This is a genomic window from Arthrobacter sp. Soil_C_49 (assembly GCF_057656635.1).
This window is the reverse complement of record NZ_JBDGJZ010000005.1, coordinates 13,869-30,280: the sequence shown is the minus strand read 5'-3', so window position 1 is coordinate 30,280 and position 16,412 is coordinate 13,869. Positions and strand designations below refer to the sequence as shown.

The 16,412-nt window shown below is 66.2% G+C and carries 17 protein-coding genes; 13 read left to right on the top strand and 4 right to left on the bottom strand.

Features of this window, described 5'->3' with window-relative positions:
- Nucleotides 1-22: 22 nt before the first annotated feature.
- Complete coding sequence (locus AC3A4Z_RS10045) at nucleotides 23-226, bottom strand: hypothetical protein (RefSeq protein ID WP_050054834.1); 204 nt, start codon at nucleotides 224-226, stop codon at nucleotides 23-25.
- Nucleotides 227-366: 140 nt separating this feature from the next.
- Between AC3A4Z_RS10045 and AC3A4Z_RS10040 the strand changes: the two genes are divergently transcribed.
- The 8 genes from AC3A4Z_RS10040 (at nucleotide 367) to metE (ending at nucleotide 9,240) form a co-directional block, all read left to right on the top strand.
- Nucleotides 367-1,374 (top strand): AAA family ATPase, encoded by a 1,008-nt coding sequence (locus AC3A4Z_RS10040; RefSeq protein ID WP_498711459.1) that lies wholly within the window; start codon nucleotides 367-369, stop codon nucleotides 1,372-1,374.
- A gap of 7 nt (nucleotides 1,375-1,381) precedes the next feature.
- The gene (locus AC3A4Z_RS10035) at nucleotides 1,382-2,254 is read left to right on the top strand and encodes a DUF58 domain-containing protein (protein WP_498711458.1); all 873 of its coding nucleotides are present in this window, start codon (nucleotides 1,382-1,384) and stop codon (nucleotides 2,252-2,254) included.
- Nucleotides 2,244-2,711, top strand: a complete 468-nt coding sequence (locus AC3A4Z_RS10030) for a hypothetical protein (protein ID WP_498711457.1) — start codon at nucleotides 2,244-2,246, stop codon at nucleotides 2,709-2,711. Before AC3A4Z_RS10035 ends, AC3A4Z_RS10030 begins: the two co-directional genes overlap by 11 nt.
- Entirely contained in the window at nucleotides 2,711-3,748 is a 1,038-nt protein-coding gene (locus tag AC3A4Z_RS10025) for a vWA domain-containing protein (RefSeq protein WP_498711618.1), read from the top strand. The genes AC3A4Z_RS10030 and AC3A4Z_RS10025 overlap by 1 nt, the downstream gene beginning before the upstream one ends.
- A complete protein-coding gene (locus AC3A4Z_RS10020; protein WP_498711456.1) occupies nucleotides 3,745-4,791 on the top strand; it encodes a vWA domain-containing protein in 1,047 nt (348 codons plus the stop codon). Before AC3A4Z_RS10025 ends, AC3A4Z_RS10020 begins: the two co-directional genes overlap by 4 nt.
- A complete protein-coding gene (locus tag AC3A4Z_RS10015) occupies nucleotides 4,788-5,498 on the top strand; it encodes a hypothetical protein (RefSeq protein ID WP_498711455.1) in 711 nt (236 codons plus the stop codon). Before AC3A4Z_RS10020 ends, AC3A4Z_RS10015 begins: the two co-directional genes overlap by 4 nt.
- 363 nt (nucleotides 5,499-5,861) lie before the next feature.
- Nucleotides 5,862-6,827 carry a methylenetetrahydrofolate reductase gene (locus AC3A4Z_RS10010; RefSeq protein ID WP_498711454.1) on the top strand — a complete coding sequence of 322 codons (966 nt, stop codon included), beginning with the start codon at nucleotides 5,862-5,864 and terminating at the stop codon, nucleotides 6,825-6,827.
- A gap of 82 nt (nucleotides 6,828-6,909) precedes the next feature.
- Nucleotides 6,910-9,240: a 5-methyltetrahydropteroyltriglutamate--homocysteine S-methyltransferase gene (gene metE, locus AC3A4Z_RS10005; RefSeq protein WP_498711453.1), complete on the top strand. Its 2,331-nt coding sequence runs from the start codon at nucleotides 6,910-6,912 to the stop codon at nucleotides 9,238-9,240.
- A gap of 62 nt (nucleotides 9,241-9,302) precedes the next feature.
- On the opposite strand, the gene AC3A4Z_RS10000 is transcribed toward metE, so the two are convergent.
- The 3 genes from AC3A4Z_RS10000 to AC3A4Z_RS09990 are packed head-to-tail and all read right to left on the bottom strand — an operon-like array spanning nucleotide 9,303 to nucleotide 11,495.
- On the bottom strand, nucleotides 9,303-10,007 hold the full coding sequence (locus tag AC3A4Z_RS10000) for a DUF4386 family protein (protein WP_498711452.1): 705 nt from the start codon (nucleotides 10,005-10,007) through the stop codon (nucleotides 9,303-9,305).
- Between the two features lie 18 nt (nucleotides 10,008-10,025).
- Nucleotides 10,026-10,532 (bottom strand): DUF2004 domain-containing protein, encoded by a 507-nt coding sequence (locus tag AC3A4Z_RS09995; RefSeq protein ID WP_498711451.1) that lies wholly within the window; start codon nucleotides 10,530-10,532, stop codon nucleotides 10,026-10,028.
- A 45-nt stretch (nucleotides 10,533-10,577) separates the two neighbouring features.
- Nucleotides 10,578-11,495, bottom strand: a complete 918-nt coding sequence (locus tag AC3A4Z_RS09990; protein WP_455834617.1) for a LysR family transcriptional regulator — start codon at nucleotides 11,493-11,495, stop codon at nucleotides 10,578-10,580.
- A 125-nt stretch (nucleotides 11,496-11,620) separates the two neighbouring features.
- On the opposite strand from AC3A4Z_RS09990, the gene AC3A4Z_RS09985 reads away from it, so the two are divergent.
- The 5 genes from AC3A4Z_RS09985 (at nucleotide 11,621) to nrdI (ending at nucleotide 16,397) form a co-directional block, all read left to right on the top strand.
- Nucleotides 11,621-13,021 (top strand): NAD(P)/FAD-dependent oxidoreductase, encoded by a 1,401-nt coding sequence (locus tag AC3A4Z_RS09985; RefSeq protein ID WP_498711450.1) that lies wholly within the window; start codon nucleotides 11,621-11,623, stop codon nucleotides 13,019-13,021.
- Complete coding sequence (locus AC3A4Z_RS09980) at nucleotides 13,018-13,743, top strand: DUF1365 domain-containing protein (RefSeq protein WP_498711449.1); 726 nt, start codon at nucleotides 13,018-13,020, stop codon at nucleotides 13,741-13,743. The genes AC3A4Z_RS09985 and AC3A4Z_RS09980 overlap by 4 nt, the downstream gene beginning before the upstream one ends.
- Nucleotides 13,740-15,152 carry a class I SAM-dependent methyltransferase gene (locus tag AC3A4Z_RS09975; protein WP_498711448.1) on the top strand — a complete coding sequence of 471 codons (1,413 nt, stop codon included), beginning with the start codon at nucleotides 13,740-13,742 and terminating at the stop codon, nucleotides 15,150-15,152. The genes AC3A4Z_RS09980 and AC3A4Z_RS09975 overlap by 4 nt, the downstream gene beginning before the upstream one ends.
- Before the next feature lie 399 nt (nucleotides 15,153-15,551).
- On the top strand, nucleotides 15,552-15,797 hold the full coding sequence (gene nrdH / locus AC3A4Z_RS09970) for a glutaredoxin-like protein NrdH (protein WP_050054847.1): 246 nt from the start codon (nucleotides 15,552-15,554) through the stop codon (nucleotides 15,795-15,797).
- 51 nt (nucleotides 15,798-15,848) lie between these two features.
- Nucleotides 15,849-16,397: a class Ib ribonucleoside-diphosphate reductase assembly flavoprotein NrdI gene (gene nrdI, locus AC3A4Z_RS09965; protein WP_498711447.1), complete on the top strand. Its 549-nt coding sequence runs from the start codon at nucleotides 15,849-15,851 to the stop codon at nucleotides 16,395-16,397.
- Nucleotides 16,398-16,412: the final 15 nt, after the last annotated feature.

The following is a 16,412-nucleotide window of genomic DNA, read 5'->3' as shown; positions in this document are numbered from 1 at the left end:
CCGGCACCCCGCATCAATCCCGTCAGTCGATGTCCTCCACCACCACGCCGAAGGGGATGCTGTCGTCCAGGTGCGCCTGGTGGCCGGTTGCACCGGGGTTGTAAACAACCCGGACTCCATGAAGCTTGTCCGCCGCTGACTGCTGCAGGACAGGCTTGACGGTGCTGATGAACATCTCGCTCTTGTCGGCGAGAAACTCCTTGTAACTGGCTGGAAGCTCGCTCATGTCAAAAGAATAGACCTGCACAGCGGCGGTGGGGAGGGGTCCCCATTGCCAGAACCCGAGGGGCCGTCTTGGATAGGATGGCGGCGGAGCGCGGTCCGGCCGGGAACGCGCGCCCAACACAGCCACCAGGGGGAATTGCAGTGCTTCAAACCAGCTCTTCGGCAAGGATCGAACCGCAGGAGCTGGCCCGGGCGCAGCAGGTTGCAGCCAGCATTTCCAGGAGCTTCGACGCCAAGATGGTGGGCCAGTCCCGCCTGCGCGAATCGCTGCTGGTGGGCCTGCTCACCGGCGGCCACATCCTGCTGGAAAGCGTTCCGGGCCTTGCCAAGACCACCGCTGCCCAGACCGTCGCCGAGGCCATCAGCGCCGAGTTCCGGCGGATCCAGTGCACACCGGACCTGCTGCCAAGCGACATCGTGGGGACCCAGATCTACGACGCCGCCAAGGGGACTTTCATCACCCAACTGGGCCCGGTGCACGCCAACATCGTGCTGCTGGATGAGATCAACCGCTCCAGCGCGAAGACCCAGAGCGCCATGCTGGAGGCCATGCAGGAACGGCAGACCTCCATCGGCGGCCAGGAATACCGGCTGCCGTCCCCGTTCCTGGTCCTGGCCACCCAGAACCCGATTGAGCAGGAAGGCACCTACCAGCTTCCGGAAGCCCAGATGGACCGCTTTATGCTCAAGGACGTCCTCGACTACCCCTCGCCCGCGGAGGAAGCCGAGATCATCCGCCGGATCGACGCCGGAGTTTTCACCGACGGGCAAAAGCCGGCAGCTGCGGCCTCCCTGGATGCGGTGGCCGGCATCCAGGACGTGGTGAAGCGGATCTACATCGATCCGGCGGTCATCAACTACATCGTGGGGCTGGTCTACGTCACCCGGAACGCGCAGCAGTACATCGACCCGCGGCTCGCCGGCTTTATTGAGTTCGGCGCCAGCCCGCGCGCCAGCATCGCCTTCAGTCAGGCGGCACGCGCAGTGGCGCTGCTGCAGGGCCGGGACCACGTGATCCCGGAGGACGTGAAATCCCTCGCCCACCGCGTCCTGCGGCACCGGCTCATCCTGAATTTCGAGGCAGTGGCGGAGCAGGTGCCGGTGGAGACGGTGATCGACGCCGTAGTCGCCGCCGTCCAGACACCCTGAGGCCGGAATGACCAGCCTCCTTCCCCGGGTGAAGTCGAAGATGGCCATCTTCGCGCACCGCAAGGCCCGTGGCATGCTCGACGGCGAATACGGTTCCGTGTTCCGCGGACGCAGCCTGGACTTTGACGATCTCCGCGCCTACGTTCCCGGCGACGAGGTGCGCGACATCGACTGGAAGGCGACGGCCCGCCACGGCACGCCGCTGATCAAGAGATACGTGGCCGTCCGGCGGCAAACTGTCCTGCTTATCACCGATACCGGGCGCAACATGGCAGCCGAAGCTGCCGGCGGGGAAATCAAGAAGGAAATTGCCGTCATGGCGCTGGGGGTGATGGGATACCTGGCCCACCGGCACGGGGACGTGGTGGGCCTGGTGAGCGGCGACGCCAAGGAGACAAAGTCGCTGCCGGCCAAGGGCGGCGAAGCCCACCTCGAACGGCTTCTGCGCCACGTCCATGCCAGTGCCACCGCGGATTCCGCTGCCAGCCGACTGGAGGACCAGCTGGAGCATGTGGCCCGCACCGTCAAGGGGAGATTCCTGCTGTTCGTCGTGGCGGACGAAATAACGGCCACCCCTTCGCTGGCCGGTCTGCTCCGCCGGCTCCGGGCGCAGCACGAGATCCTCTGGCTCACGGTCCGCGATGCCGAACTGGCTATTGGAGGCGATTGGTACAGCGTGCACGATTCCACACCACTGCCAGGGCACTTGGCCGGGTCCGCCGGTGTGGCCGCAGCTTATGCCCGGGCGGTGACGGACAGGGACGCCGGCCGGCAGGACATGCTCCGCCAGGCAGGAATCGCCGAGGGTTCGGTTTCCGGCAGCCAGGACGTCATGACGGAACTGTTCGCACTCCTGGAAAGGCACCGGCGTGCAGGCTGACCCCGGATTCATCGGCCCGCTGCCCTACAATCCTCTATGGACCTGGGCAGGCGCAGCCCTGGTGCTGCTGGTAGCGGCCTGGTATGTGTTTGTCCTGGCCGGCACCAGGCGTCCCCGGCCGAAGCAGGCTTCCCGCCCCGCCCCCCTTACCGACCTGCCTGCACTCCAGAGGGCCTACCTCCAACGCATCGCTGACGTGGAGCAGCAGGCGGCAGCGGGGAACATGAGTGCCCGTGCCGCCCATCAGGAGATCAGCCTCCTGCTGCGGCGGTTCGTGCGCGACGCCACCGGGGTGGACGCTCCCAGGATGACGCAGGCCGACCTCGCGAAGCACCCCCTGCCTGAGGCCGCGAACGCCGTCGGTGCGCTGTACCCGGGCGAGTTCGGGCCCGAGCCGCTGCCCGCCGTCGCGTCCTCCGCCGCGACGGCACGCGAGGCGGTGCGCTCGTGGAGCTGATGTTCTGGTGGGTGGTTCCACTGGGTGCCGCCGGTGCGGCTCTCGCGGCCTGGGCGGCGCTGCGTCCGGGCAGGAATGCAAATGCACGACGCCGGCCGGCAGCCCACGTTGACAGGCTCACGTTGCTGCCCGAGTACCAGGCGGCGTTGCGGCGGCACCGCCGCTGGCTTGCTGTTGCAGCAGCCGCCTGCGGCGCCCTGTTGGCGTCAACCCTGCTGGCCGCCGCCCGCCCTGTGGACGTGGACACTATCCGGCCGGAGCAGCACAACCGCGACGTTGTCCTGTGCCTGGACGCCTCCGGATCCATGAGCAGCGCGGACGCCGAGGTGGTGGATGCGTTCGCCCGGCTGGCCGAAGACTTTAAGGGCGAACGGATCGGGCTCACTGTTTTTGACAGCACAGCCGTCCAGGTCTTCCCCCTCACCGACGACTATGAGTACGCCCGGGAACAGCTGACCCTTGCGCGGGACGCCTTCAACGGCAAACCAGGAACATCCGGCTTCCTCGACGGGACCTGGAGCGGCCGCGGCTCATCATTGATCGGGGACGGCCTGGCCTCCTGCGTCACCAGCTTCCCGCCCGGCACGGGCCAGGCAGGCAGCAACCATGCAGGCAGCAACGAAGCAAGCGCCGGCCGGGAGAACGAACCACCCCGGCGCTCGCGGTCAGTGGTCCTCGCCACGGACAACTTCGTTTCGGGGGATCCCATCATGACCCTTGCGGAAGCTGCCCAAATGGCGAAGGAACGGGATGTGCATGTTTATGCCCTCAACCCCGGAGACTTTGATTACGGGACCGATGCGAACCAGCCCGGGGCGCAGCTGAGGGCGGCCGCCGAGCTCAGCGGGGGAGCCTACTACGCCCTGGACAGCCCGGAGGCAGTGCCCGGCATTGTGCGCGCGGTGCAGGACACCGAAGCAACTGCCCTCCAGGGGGCGCCCCGGGCTGTGGTCACCGAGGGGCCCGACCTGCCACTGGCCGCCGCCCTGTTGTCCGGGCTCGTCCTTGCTGTGGCTTCCTGGCGGCTCAGGCCATGACGCTGCTGCCGGTCCTGCCGTGGTGGATCCTCCTGCCTGTCATCGCGGCTATCCTCTTGTTCCTGGTTTGGCGGATCGTACTCGAACGGCGGCGGCCCGGCCGCCGGGCGTGGGTCCGCCGGAGCGTGCTGGTTCTCCTCGTCGTGGCGGCGGCACTCCGGCCCGGCCTGCCGGGCGGTTCCGTCCAGGCCGCCGCCGCGGATCTCAACGTCTTTTTTGTCGTGGACACCACCAGCAGCATGGTGGCCGAGGACTACGGACATGCGGCGCCCCGCCTGGCCGGCGTCCGCCGGGACATCACCACCATCGCCGAGGAACTGCCCGGGGCCCGGTTCTCCGTGATCACCTTTGACACCGAAGCCCGTGTCCGGATGCCCCTGACCACCGACACTTCAGCGCTGGAAACCATCACCGCCATCCTCGAACCGCAGGTCACGGTCTATGCCAAAGGGAGCAGCATCACCGCCGCGCGTGAGCTGCTGGCTGAACGCCTGTCGGCGGCCAGGGACACCCACCCCGGCCGGCCACGGCTGGTGTTCTACCTGGGTGACGGCGAGCAAACCAGCGGAAAGGAACCAGCACCCCTCACGCTCGACGACGGCCTGGTGGCCGGGGGAGCGGTGCTGGGATACGGAACGTCCGGCGGTGGACGCATGAAGGAGAACACCGGGATGGAGTCCGACGCCGATGCCCCCTACATCCAGGACTCCACCGGGGGTGCCGCCGGGGACGCCGTATCGGTCATCGATGAGGGCAGGCTGCGGGAGATCGCGGCCCAGCTGGGCGTCCCCTACGTGCACCGGTCGGATGGGGATCCGGCCTCAGCCATGCTGCAGGAGGCGCGGCCCGGGGCACTGGAACGGGCTCCGGAGGACAGCACCTTGACCGGCAGGACCGAGGTCTACTGGCTCCTTGCCGCCGCGGCCTTTGTGCTCGGGCTGCTGGAGATGACAGGGATCGTCCGGCAGTTGCGCGAGGTGCGGCCTGCCGGCAGGCCTCTTCGTGCGCCGCACGGCGGCCAGCCCAAGGAGCGGGCACGATGAGGCGCCGCCTGCTCGTGTGGTCAGCCCTGCCCGCCGTGCTGGTGCTGTGCCTGGCGGCCAGGCTGCTCAGCCTTGATCCCCTTGCCGGGCACGCAGCCAGGGCCTTCGACGCCAAGGACGCGGCCGCCGTCGGACAAGCTGCAGATGGGCTCATGGCCGGAAATATTGTGGAGCGGCACAAGGCGCCCTTCGCAGCCGGGGACGCCCAGGCGCTCGCCGGCAACTTTGCCGCTGCCCGGCTGCGCTTCGAGGACGCACTGGAACTGGCCCCGGCAGGCTCCCCCGACGCCTGCGCCATCCGGCTCAACCTGGTCCTGTCCCTGGAACGGCTCGGGGACGAGAAGCAGCGGGCGGAGGACCGGGCGGGTGCCGCAGCCCTGTTTACCGAGGCACTGGAGGTTGCCGGTGCAGCCCCGGACGGATGCTTCTCCGGAAGAGCGGCGGCTGATGCCGGTGAAAAACTCAGCGAGGCCGAAGGGCGCCTGAACGGGAAACTCACCACGGCCGGAGACTCCGCTGCGGAGCAGGGCGATGCGGCGGAGGAGAGCCCGCCGGGGGAACGGGAGGCAGATTCCCCGAGCCCGAACCAGCTGGAACAGCTGGAGCAGAGCGCGCGGGAGTCCCAGCGGGAACGCAACAAGGGACGGGAACGCTCGGACTACCTTGAGGACTCCGGAACCGGTACCTGCGTGGACCGGCCGTGGTGATTGGCCTTGGTGAGGGGGCGGCGGCAGCCGTGAAGGGGTGCCCGAGCGAAGATTATTCTGTCCAGGAAAGAAACAAGGCGTAAGACTGCGTCTTAATTCGGACCCCAACTTGAAAGCTCCTCCGGTCGCTCATAGAGTTCTATACAAGTTACCGCGGTAACGTGTCAGCGATCCTCCGTTGCGGAGGGTGTGGGTGCCCCCATGTGGGCCTGACATTTGCTCACGGAGAACTTCATTCCAGGCGTCACAGTCGCGGCTCCGTCCTTATGAAGTTTTTTCGTGTTCCCCAAACTCAAATTCATTGCCGGCCTCCCGTCGTATGTTGGCAGGGGAGCCCCCAATGGCCCAAAGCCAAGGATGCAAATGTCGCCACCAGGCCTTATCGACACACACCCGAATCTCTCCGACACCGCCCCGGTGGCGCTTTCCTACGAGCTTTTCCCGCCCCGTTCGCCGGCAGCAGCGGAAACGCTCTGGACCACCATCCGGGAACTGGAAACCACCGAGCCCGACTACGTCTCCGTCACCTATGGTGCCAGCGGCTCCAACCGGGACACCGCCGTCGAGCTCATCAACCGGCTCCTGCTCGAAACCACCCTCCGGCCGCTGGCCCACCTGACCTGCGTTGGCAATACGCCGCAGGAACTGGCGGGCATCATCGGCGAACTGCTGGACACCGGTGTGCGCGGAATCCTCGCGCTGCGCGGCGATCTTCCCAAGGACGGCGGCGAACCCGTTCCGGGGGCCCTGCGGTACGCCCAGGACTTGATCGAACTCATCCGCCGGGTGGAGCAGCGGCGTTCAGCACTGCTCTGTGCAGGAAAGATTGCTGTTGGCGTGGCGGCATACCCCACCCGGCACCCCGAGTCGCCGAGTGAGGAGCACGACGTCGAGGTGCTGCTCGCCAAGCAGCGTTCCGGCGCGGACTTCGCCATCACCCAGGTCTTCTTCCAGGCAGAGCAGTACGCCGACCTCCTCACCCGGGCACGCCGTGCGGGCGTCACCATCCCCATCATTCCCGGCGTGATGCCGCTGACCAGCCTCCGCCGCCTCAAACGGCTGGGCGAGCTGGCGGGAGTCGAGCCGGCCGCAGAACTGATGGAACGCCTGGCCGCCGCGGACAACGACATCGAACGCCTCCACATCGGCGTCGATGCCACCGTGGACCTGGCCAACGCCGCCCTGGATGCAGGTGCGCCCGGCATCCACCTCTACACCTTCAATGAACACCAAAGCGCACTGGAAGTGCTGGACAAACTGGCCCTTCCCCGGCACTCCCGTTCCGGGATCCGGCGGGACGCTCTCGCCCGGCGCCAGCTCGCCAGCTGACGGCTTCCGCGAGCCACCCCACGCTTTAGGCCCCGGCGTCAAGCCCACACTTTCAAACCCAGCTCCTACGTGAGGATTTGCCATGCCGGAAAACAACACGCCTTTCCCGTCCGCCTCACTCCTCGGCTACCCCCGCATTGGCCGCCGCCGCGAGCTCAAGAAGGCCGTCGAGGCCTACTGGGCCGGCAAGATCGACGCCGCCGCACTGGACGCCGCCGCCAAGGCCATCCAGCTGGCCATCGCCAGGCGCCTGCAGGAAATCGGCCTGACCGAAGCCGCCGCCGTCCCGGGCACCTTCTCCTACTACGACCAGGTCCTGGACACCACCGCGCACCTCGGCGCAGTGCCGGCCCGCTTCGGCAAACTCCTCAACGCTGAGGGACAGCTGGACATCGACGGCTACTTCACCCTGGCCCGCGGCAACAAGGAACAGCAGCCGCTGGAAATGACCAAGTGGTTCGACACCAACTACCACTACCTGGTGCCGGAAATCGGTCCGGAGACCGAGTTCACCCTCGCTTCCACCGCAAAGGTTGAGGAGTTCGCCTTCGCGCTGGCCAACGGCATCGAGACCCGCCCGTACATCGTTGGCCCGGTCACCTACCTGCTGCTCTCCAAGGCCTCCGACGACGCCCCCGCCGGCTTCGCCCCGCTGTCCCGCCTCGAGGACATCCTGCCCGTCTACGTCCAGCTGCTCGAGAAGCTCGCAGCAGCCGGAGCCGGCTGGGTCCAGCTCGACGAGCCGGCCCTGGTGGTTGACCAGGACACCCCTGCCGCCGACATCGAAGCAGCCGTTGCCCGCGCCTACGAGGTCCTCACCGCTGCGGCCAACCGCCCGCAGATCCTCGTGTCCACCCCCTACGGCTCGCTCGACGGCCAGCTGGACATCCTCGCCGCCACCAACATCGACGCCCTGCACATCGACGTCTTCAAGGGCACAGTTCCCTCCGCCGCCACCCTGGCGGGCCTGGGCACCAAGACCCTGGTTGCCGGCGTCGTGGACGGCCACAACATCTGGCGCAACGACCTCGCCGCATCTGCCGCCAAGCTGGATGCACTGAAGGAAGCCCCCGGCAGGCTCGCCGTCTCCACCTCCACTTCCACCCAGCACGTCCCGCACGACGTTGCCGAGGAAATCCAGCTGTCCGAGCAGCTGCGCAGCTGGCTCGCGTTCTCCGACCAGAAGGCCGTGGAGGTCAAGACCCTCGCCGCATACCTGGCAGATCCCGCCTCCGCGAAGGCAGCCATCGACGAGGCAACCGCGGTGATCGCCTCCCGTGCCACCGCCGAAGGCGTTCGCCGTGCAGACGTCCGGGCCCGCACCGAGGCCCTGACCGCTGCAGACTTCTCCCGCTCCGAGTACCCGGTCCGTGAAGCAGCCCAGAAACAGGCGCTGAACCTGCCGCCGCTGCCTACCACCACCATCGGTTCCTTCCCGCAGACGTCGGAGATCCGTTCGGCCCGTGCCAGCAACAATAAGGGCGATCTCACCAACGAGCAGTACGAAAAGCTCATGAAGGACGAGATCAAGCGCGTTGTGGACCTGCAGGAAGAGCTGGGATACGACGTCCTGGTGCACGGCGAGCCCGAGCGCAACGACATGGTGCAGTACTTCGCCGAGAACCTCGAAGGCTTCGACGTCACCGTCCACGGCTGGGTCCAGTCCTACGGCTCCCGCTGCACCCGTCCGTCCATCCTGTGGGGCGATGTGACCCGCAGCGCCCCCATCACGGTGAAGTGGGCCGAGTACGCGCAGTCCCTGACCAGCAAGCCGATGAAGGGCATGCTCACGGGTCCGGTCACCATCCTGGCCTGGTCCTTCGTCCGTGACGACCAGCCGCTGGGCGAGACCGCCAACCAGGTCGGGCTGGCCCTGCGCGACGAGATCGCCGACCTCGAAGCCGCCGGCATCAAGGTCATCCAGGTGGATGAGCCCGCCCTGCGCGAGCTCCTCCCGCTGCGCAAGGCGGACCACGCCGACTACCTGAAGTGGTCCGTGGACTCTTTCCGCCTGGCCACCGCCGGTGCAGCCGACGCAACCCAGATCCACACCCACCTCTGCTACTCGGAGTTCGGCGTGATCATCGACGCGATCGACGGCCTGGACGCGGACGTGACCTCCATCGAGGCCGCTCGTTCCCGCATGGAGGTGGTGCACGACCTTGAGTCGCACGGCTTCGACCGCGGCGTTGGTCCGGGTGTCTACGACATCCACTCGCCGCGCGTTCCCGGCACCGAGGAAGTGACTGAGCTGCTCAGCACGGCCGTGAAGCACGTTCCGTCCCGCCAGCTCTGGGTCAACCCGGACTGCGGCCTGAAGACCCGCGGCTACGTTGAGACTGAGGAATCCCTGCGGAACCTGGTCGAGGCCACCAAGACGGTCCGCGCCGGACTGCTGGAAGCTGCGAAGTAACCGAGCGAACCATCGGGCCGGTCACCCCAGGTGACCGGCCGACGTCGTTTCTGTTCGGCGCCCTAGCCTGTCGAAGCCGTCGTCTCCTCCATCCGCCAGGCACTGACAGCAAGCCAGACAGTCCAGATGACGGTAGCGATGATACCGACCAGGGTGGGCAGCGAATTGGCGGCGGCGAAACCATGTTCGCCGATGATCCAGCCTTGCGCCAGATATGCCAGCCCGGACAGCGCCATCAGCCAGCCGATAGCCCGGGAGACACGGCGCCGCGCAGCCACCGCGGCGCCCAGGAGAAGCAGCGCGACGCCCAGCAGGAAGCTCTGGTAGCTGCGCATTCCCCATTCAAGCCAGCGGATCCCCTCGGCGGTGGCGAATCGTGCCGCCTTGTCCGGCTCGGCAGCGGCAGCCCATGCATCCACCGCCTGTTTGAGGGCTACACCGTCAACTGCCTGCAGCGCGCCGTAAAGTGCCAACGCGAGGACGGCAGCAAGAGACCCCATGCCGGCGATCCACGCTTGGGCACCCCGCCGCAGGTCCAGGGCGGACCAGAGAGTTACCAGTCCGGCGCACACCAGCGCCATGCCAACAAACTGACCCAAGTGGACCGCGGTCCAGATACTGCTGTTGGCGTAGGCAGTAAACGATGCTGCATGGTCGTTCGGGTCATGGGACTCCGCGTGCAGCAGTCCAGCCAGGAGTGAGACCACCACACCGGCGACGAGCAGTGTCGCAGCAAGCCGCCAGGTCCCGGTTCTGGTTCCGCCCATGGCCCACCACCCCGGGTTTTAGGACTCCCAGACGATCTCGTCGTCCACTACGCCGTCTTCGTCCGCCGAGGCCACCAGGACTTCATCGGTGAAGTGCTCGCCCAGGGTGAAGTCCATCACGAAGTAGCGTTCAGGCTGGCCCGGATAGATACCCACGTGGCCGAGTTTCAGTGCCTTGAGGAACACTTCCTTGGTGAGCTGGCTCCGGTCCTCCACACCAAAAACCTTGTGCAGGTATTCGTCCTTGAGCGCGTTGCAGTGGAAGTGAAGGTATTCCTGGGGGCTGGTGCCTTCCTGGTCCAGCTCCTCCGCAATCATGTCCCGCACTTCGTCGACCAGTTCGGGCAGGAACCGCAGGCGGTAATCGACTTTGCGCATTGCCGCCTCGTCGAAGTGGTCGTGCGCGGTGATATTCAGGTCGATCTCCAGCGGATGGCCGCGCAGCTCATGTTTGGCAGCGATGTTGTGATCGCTGCCGTGATTGAGCTCGATCTCGCCAAAGTGCTGGCTCGCTACCTTGTTCATAGTTTCAACATAGACCCGAACAGCGGTGCATTCCAGCGTTCGGGCCTAATTCACCGCCTTGGGCATCCCGGCGAAGGTCTCGGCTAGCAAGTCGACAAACAGCTGTACCCGCGCGGTTTTCCTGTCGTTGATGAGCAGTGCGAAAACATTGCGGGCCAGCCGGATTTCCGGTACGTCCAGCACCACCACGCCTGCGGGTTTGTTCCGCAGCGCGAGCTCGGGGACCAGGGCCGCCCCCAGCCCGGCAGCCGCCATCTCCAGGCTGGCATGGAAGTCGTCGCTGTGGGCCACTACCCGTGGGTGCAGGTTGCAGCCGGCAAAGAGCCGCTCGATGACCATGGCATCGCTCGTTCCGGGGTGGTGCATGATCCAGGGCATCTCGGACAAATGGTCCGCTGCCACTTTCGCTTCGGCACGGAAACCCCAGCCGGCAGGCAGCACCACACGGAAGTCGTCGTCGCCGATCCATTGCCTGTTGATCGTGTTGGGCCACGCGAAGCCGGTCTGGCCCACCTGGAAAACCACCGCCAGGTCCAGGTCGCCGCCGGCGCGCAGCCCCTGGATGGTCTGGCCGGGCTCAGCGACGGAGACCTTCAGGTCGATGCCCAGGTTCTTCCACGTTGGATTCTTCAGGATCCGCGGCAGGACAAAGGTGGCCAGGCTGGGGAAGATCCCGAGCCGCAGTTCCTGGTGCGCCGAATCCTGTGTTTTAGAGGCGGCAGCCATGAGTGCCTCGATGTCCGTGAGTACCTTGGCGGCGTGCCGGGTCATCACGACGGCGGCTTCCGTGGGCACCACGCTGCGCGCCGAGCGCTGGAAAAGGACGACGCCGGTGTCCCGTTCCAGCGCGGACATCTGCTGGGAAACGGCTGAGGCGGTGTAGCCAAGCGTTGACGCGGCGGCCGCGAACGAGCCCAGCCGCGTGACCTCCAGGAGGGTCTTCAGGTGTACCGGATTTACCACCAGCCCACAGTACTCTGCCGCCTCCTGTCGAAAAAGCTGAAGCACGCACCCATCCGGCGGCCCGGGTGCTGCGAACTTCCCTACGTATACACATACCTGGCAAATGTTCAGCAGAGGAGCATCAATTGTCACCTGACCCAGCAGCAAGCGGAACCGGACGACGGCGGGTGGCCGTCATAGGCAGCGGCGTTGCCGGCCTCATGGCCGCCTATGTCCTCAACCGCGAGGACGACGTGACCCTGTTCGAGGCGGATTCGCGGCTGGGCGGACACGCCCACACCCACGACATGCCGCAACCGGACGGCTCGGTTCTCGGCGTGGACACCGGATTCATCGTCCACAACGAGCGGACGTACCCCACACTGCTGCGGCTGTTTGCCGAGCTGGGGGTGGAAACCCAGGATTCCGAAATGAGCATGTCCATCCGCTGCGACGGCTGCGGGCTGGAATACGCCGGTGCCCGTGGCGGTGCCCGCGGCATCATCGCCCGTCCGTCCAGCCTGCTGCGGGGCCGCTACCTGCTGATGCTGCTGGAGGTCACCCGTTTCTACCGCAAGGCCAGGGCGCTGCTGAACACGGCCCCGGTCTCCGCAGTCAGCCCGGAGGCGGCAGTTCCCGAGCTGACCCTGGGCGAATTCCTCGAACGGGAAAACTTCAGCCCCTACTTCATTTCCCACTTTATGACCCCGATGGTCAGCGCCGTCTGGTCCTGCGACCCCACCACCGCTTTGGCCTATCCGGCCCGCTACCTCTTCACGTTCCTTGGGCACCACGGGCTGCTGGGCGTCAAGGGCTCACCCCAGTGGCGCACGGTCACCGGCGGCTCGGCGCGGTATGTGGAGAAGCTGGCGGCCACCCTTCCGGATGTCCGGCTCAACACACCCGTTTCCGCCGTCCGGCGGCACGCGCTTGGTGTCGAACTGGTGACCGAAGCCGGAGTGGAAGATTTCCAGGCCGTTGTTATTGCCACCCACCCGGCGCAGGCGCTCGGGTTCCTGGCCGACGCCACGCCGGACGAGAAGGAAGCGCTGGGCGGGATGCCGTATTCGGTGAACCACACCGTGTTCCACCAGGATCCGGCTGTTCTGCCGTCCGCCGACAATGCCCGGGCATCCTGGAACTACCGGCTGCCGTCCTGCGAAGCCCGGCCGGACAAGGTCCTGGTCAGCTACGACCTGACGCGCCTGCAGCGGCTGAGCCCGCTGGACGGCAAGCGGTACCTGGTGAGCCTGGGGGAGTCCGAACTCATTGCCGATGAGGCAGTACTGGAACGGATGGTCTACGAGCACCCGCAGTACACGCCCGAATCGGTGCAGGCACAGCAGGCAATCGCTGCACTCAGCGACGAGCGCATTGCCTACGCCGGCGCATACCTTGGCTGGGGTTTCCACGAGGATGGCGCGCTGTCCGGCGTCCGGGCCGCCGGGAAGCTTGGCCGGCAATGGGCTCCTGTCCTGCCCGCTGAAGGACCCGCTTCGTTCGATGACGGCGGGCGGCAGCTTGCTGCCGCCGCGGAACCGGTATGAGCTCCGCGATCTACCGCACCTCCATCTCGCACGTGCGGCATACCCCGTTGAAAAACTCGTTCACGTACCGCAGCTACAGCTGGTTCGTCGACGTTGACAGGCTTCCGAGGCTGCCGTTACCGCTGCGGCCGTTGGCCGTCTTCCGGTCCGGCGACCATCTGGGCGATCCGGACGCCACCATCCGCAGCAACGTGGAGCGGTACCTGCGCACGCAGGGGATAGAGCCCGACGGCGGCCCTATCCACATGCTGACCAGCGCCAGGGTCTTCGGCTACGTGTTCAATCCGCTGACGTTGTTCTGGTGCTACCGCTCCAGCGGCGAGCTTGAGTGCGTGGTTGCCGAGGTCCACAACACGTACGGAGAGCGGCACTGCTACCTCCTCCGGACGGACCCCTCCGGGCGGGCCTCCGTTCCCAAGGCGTTCTACGTTTCACCGTTCAACGATGTGGACGGGCAATACCGGATGAAGCTGCCTGCGCCGGGGGAGCGGCTGGCCGTTTCCATCGTCCTGGACCGCGAGGGCCACCGGCCGTTCGTCGCGTCCATGGATGGGTCGCGCCGGCCCGCCACCGTGCGGAACATCCTGGCGGCGGCGTTCACGGTTCCGGCCGCGCCGCTGCTGGTTTCCGCGCTCATCCGGGTACAGGGCATTACACTCTGGGCAAGACGCCTGCCCGTCGTCGCCAGACCACACCACCCCTCACAGGAGGCAGTTCAATGACAATGACGGACGACAACGAAACGGCCGCAGCTCCTTTCCGGGAAAAGGCCGCGCAGCAGGCTGAAGCCAAAGCCATGAAGGCGGCGCCTGGCCAAGGTGCCACGCAGCTGGCCGGAGCCTGGCACCCAACGGGAGTGCCGGCGTCGCCCGCCACCATCGATGCGGACCTGTGGCCGGGAGTGGCCCACCCGCCGTCGGGAGCCAAAGCAGCCATTGCCGGAAAGGCCGCCGGGCTCCTCTTCAAGGGGGCAGCCAAGCGCCTGCCCCTGCGGGTGGAATACCCGGACGGCACCGTCATCGGGACGGGCGGGCCCGATGCCCCGGTGATGGTGATGGTTCGGCCGGAGGCGTTCGAAACCAGGATCGGTGACAACGGCCTGATCGGGCTGGGTGAGTCCTTTATGGCCGGTGACTGGGAAGCCAGCGACCTGGCCGGCGTCCTTGAAGTCTTTGCCGCATCGGTGGACACGCTGATTCCCACGCCGCTGCAGAAACTCCGCGCACTGTACCTGCCGCGTACCCCGCGGCAGGAGCGTAATGCCGAACACAACACGCGCAGCAACATCTCCCGGCACTACGACCTCTCCAACGACCTGTTCTCGAACTTCCTCGACTCCACCATGAGCTATTCCTCAGCCCTGTTCCCGGCTGACGCCGGACCGCTGGGCGCCGTGGGGTGGGAGGCCCTGGCGGAAGCCCAGCGGGCAAAAATTGACAGGTTGCTGGACAAAGCCGGCGTGGGAGAGGGAACCCGGCTGCTGGAAATCGGCACCGGCTGGGGCGAGCTGGCACTGCGGGCAGCAGCCCGGGGCGCCACCGTCTACAGCGTCACCCTTTCCAGCGAGCAGCAGGCACTCGCGCAGGAGCGGATTGCCGCAGCCGGTTATTCGGACCGGGTGACAGTCGCGCTGCAAGACTACCGGGCCGTGGAAGGCGAGTACGACGCCGTGGTATCCGTGGAGATGATCGAGGCTGTGGGCTACGAATACTGGCCCATCTACTTCCAGACCATCGACCGCGTCCTGGCGCCGGACGGAAAAGTGGCCCTCCAGGCGATCACCATGCCGCACGGCCGGATGCTGGCCACCCGGAACGCCTACACCTGGGTTCACAAGTACATTTTCCCCGGCGGCTTCCTGCCGTCCGTCCGGGCCATCGAGGGCGTCACCCAGCAGCACACCACGCTGCGCGTGCGCGAGCGGATGGGCATGGGGGACCACTACGCTGCCACGCTGCGGTTGTGGGAGGAACGGTTCCTGGAGCGGTCCCGCGAGGTGGCGGAGCTGGGCTTCGATGCGGTGTTCCAGCGGATGTGGCTGTTTTACCTGTGCTACTCCCGGGCCGGCTTCCAGTCCGGTTACCTGGATGTGCAGCAGGTGGTGCTGGACCGCCGGGAGGTCCAGCTCTAGCAGCCGCTGACTGCGGCGGGGTGGGGCACCTGCCGGCCGCCAGCGTCGTGCGTTTGATCACCTGGAGGGGTTCCGAAGGTCACTTCGGAGCCCCTTTTTGGTGCCGTCCGCACCCCGCCGGTACTCCGGGCGGCAGGTGCGACACGCCGTCTTTTCCACGACACGCTGGGCGTTAATTGTGGCTAAGTACTCCACAGGGTGTGGATTCCGTCCGCGAAAACAGCGGGATTCCGGACATTTTGATGGCCCCTCCCTGTGGATTAAAGGTGCATTAAATGACATACTTGTAATACATCATCTTGGGGTTCCAAAGAGGCGTCTGCACTAGATGTAGTATCTAGGTACAGCTTGGGCGGGAACACCGGACGAGCAAGTTTTCCAGAAAAGGGGACAGGAACCATGACCGTAACGGTTTACACAAAGCCTGCTTGTGTTCAGTGCAACGCCACCTACCGGGCTCTCGACAAAAAGGGCATCGCGTACCAGAGCGTTGACATCTCCCAGGACGCCGAAGCCCTGGAGCGCCTGAAGGCACTGGGCTACATGCAGGCCCCCGTTGTGGTCACGGACCAGGACCACTGGTCAGGCTTCCGCCCGGACAAGATCGAGGAACTGGCGCTCTCCGCCGTCTCCTCCGTGGCCTAAGGGGCCAAACTTTTTCCTGCCGGCAACCGTCAACCAGCTGAGGTGACTCCCATGGCAGCACCAGCAGCACAGGAATCCTACATGGTGCAGGACTCCTATACATCGCAGGGAACCTCCGGAACGCAGCAAACCCACGCGGCTCAGCGCGTGGATGCTGCGGAGCCGGTTTCCGCGGTTGTCACCGGCAGCCAGCTCATCTACTTTTCCTCGGCATCCGAGAACACCAGCCGCTTCGTCTCGAAGCTTGGCCGTGAGTTGGCCCGGATTCCGCTGCTCCCGAAGGACGCACCCCTCCTTGCCACCCGGCCCTATGTGCTGGTGGTGCCGACATATGGCGGCACCGGGGGAGAGGGGTCCGTCCCAAAGCAGGTCATCCGGTTCCTGAACAACCCGCAGAACAGGCAGCTGATCCGCGGGGTGATCGGGGCCGGCAACACAAACTTCGGGGACAACTACTGCATGGCGGGGGACATCATCGCCGCCAAGTGCGCAGTACCGCACCTCTACCGCTTCGAATTAATGGGCACGCCAGACGACGTGACCCGTGTAAACAATGGATTGGACACGTTTTGGACACGACTGTCGCAGACACAGAAGTAACCAGGGCCCAGAAGC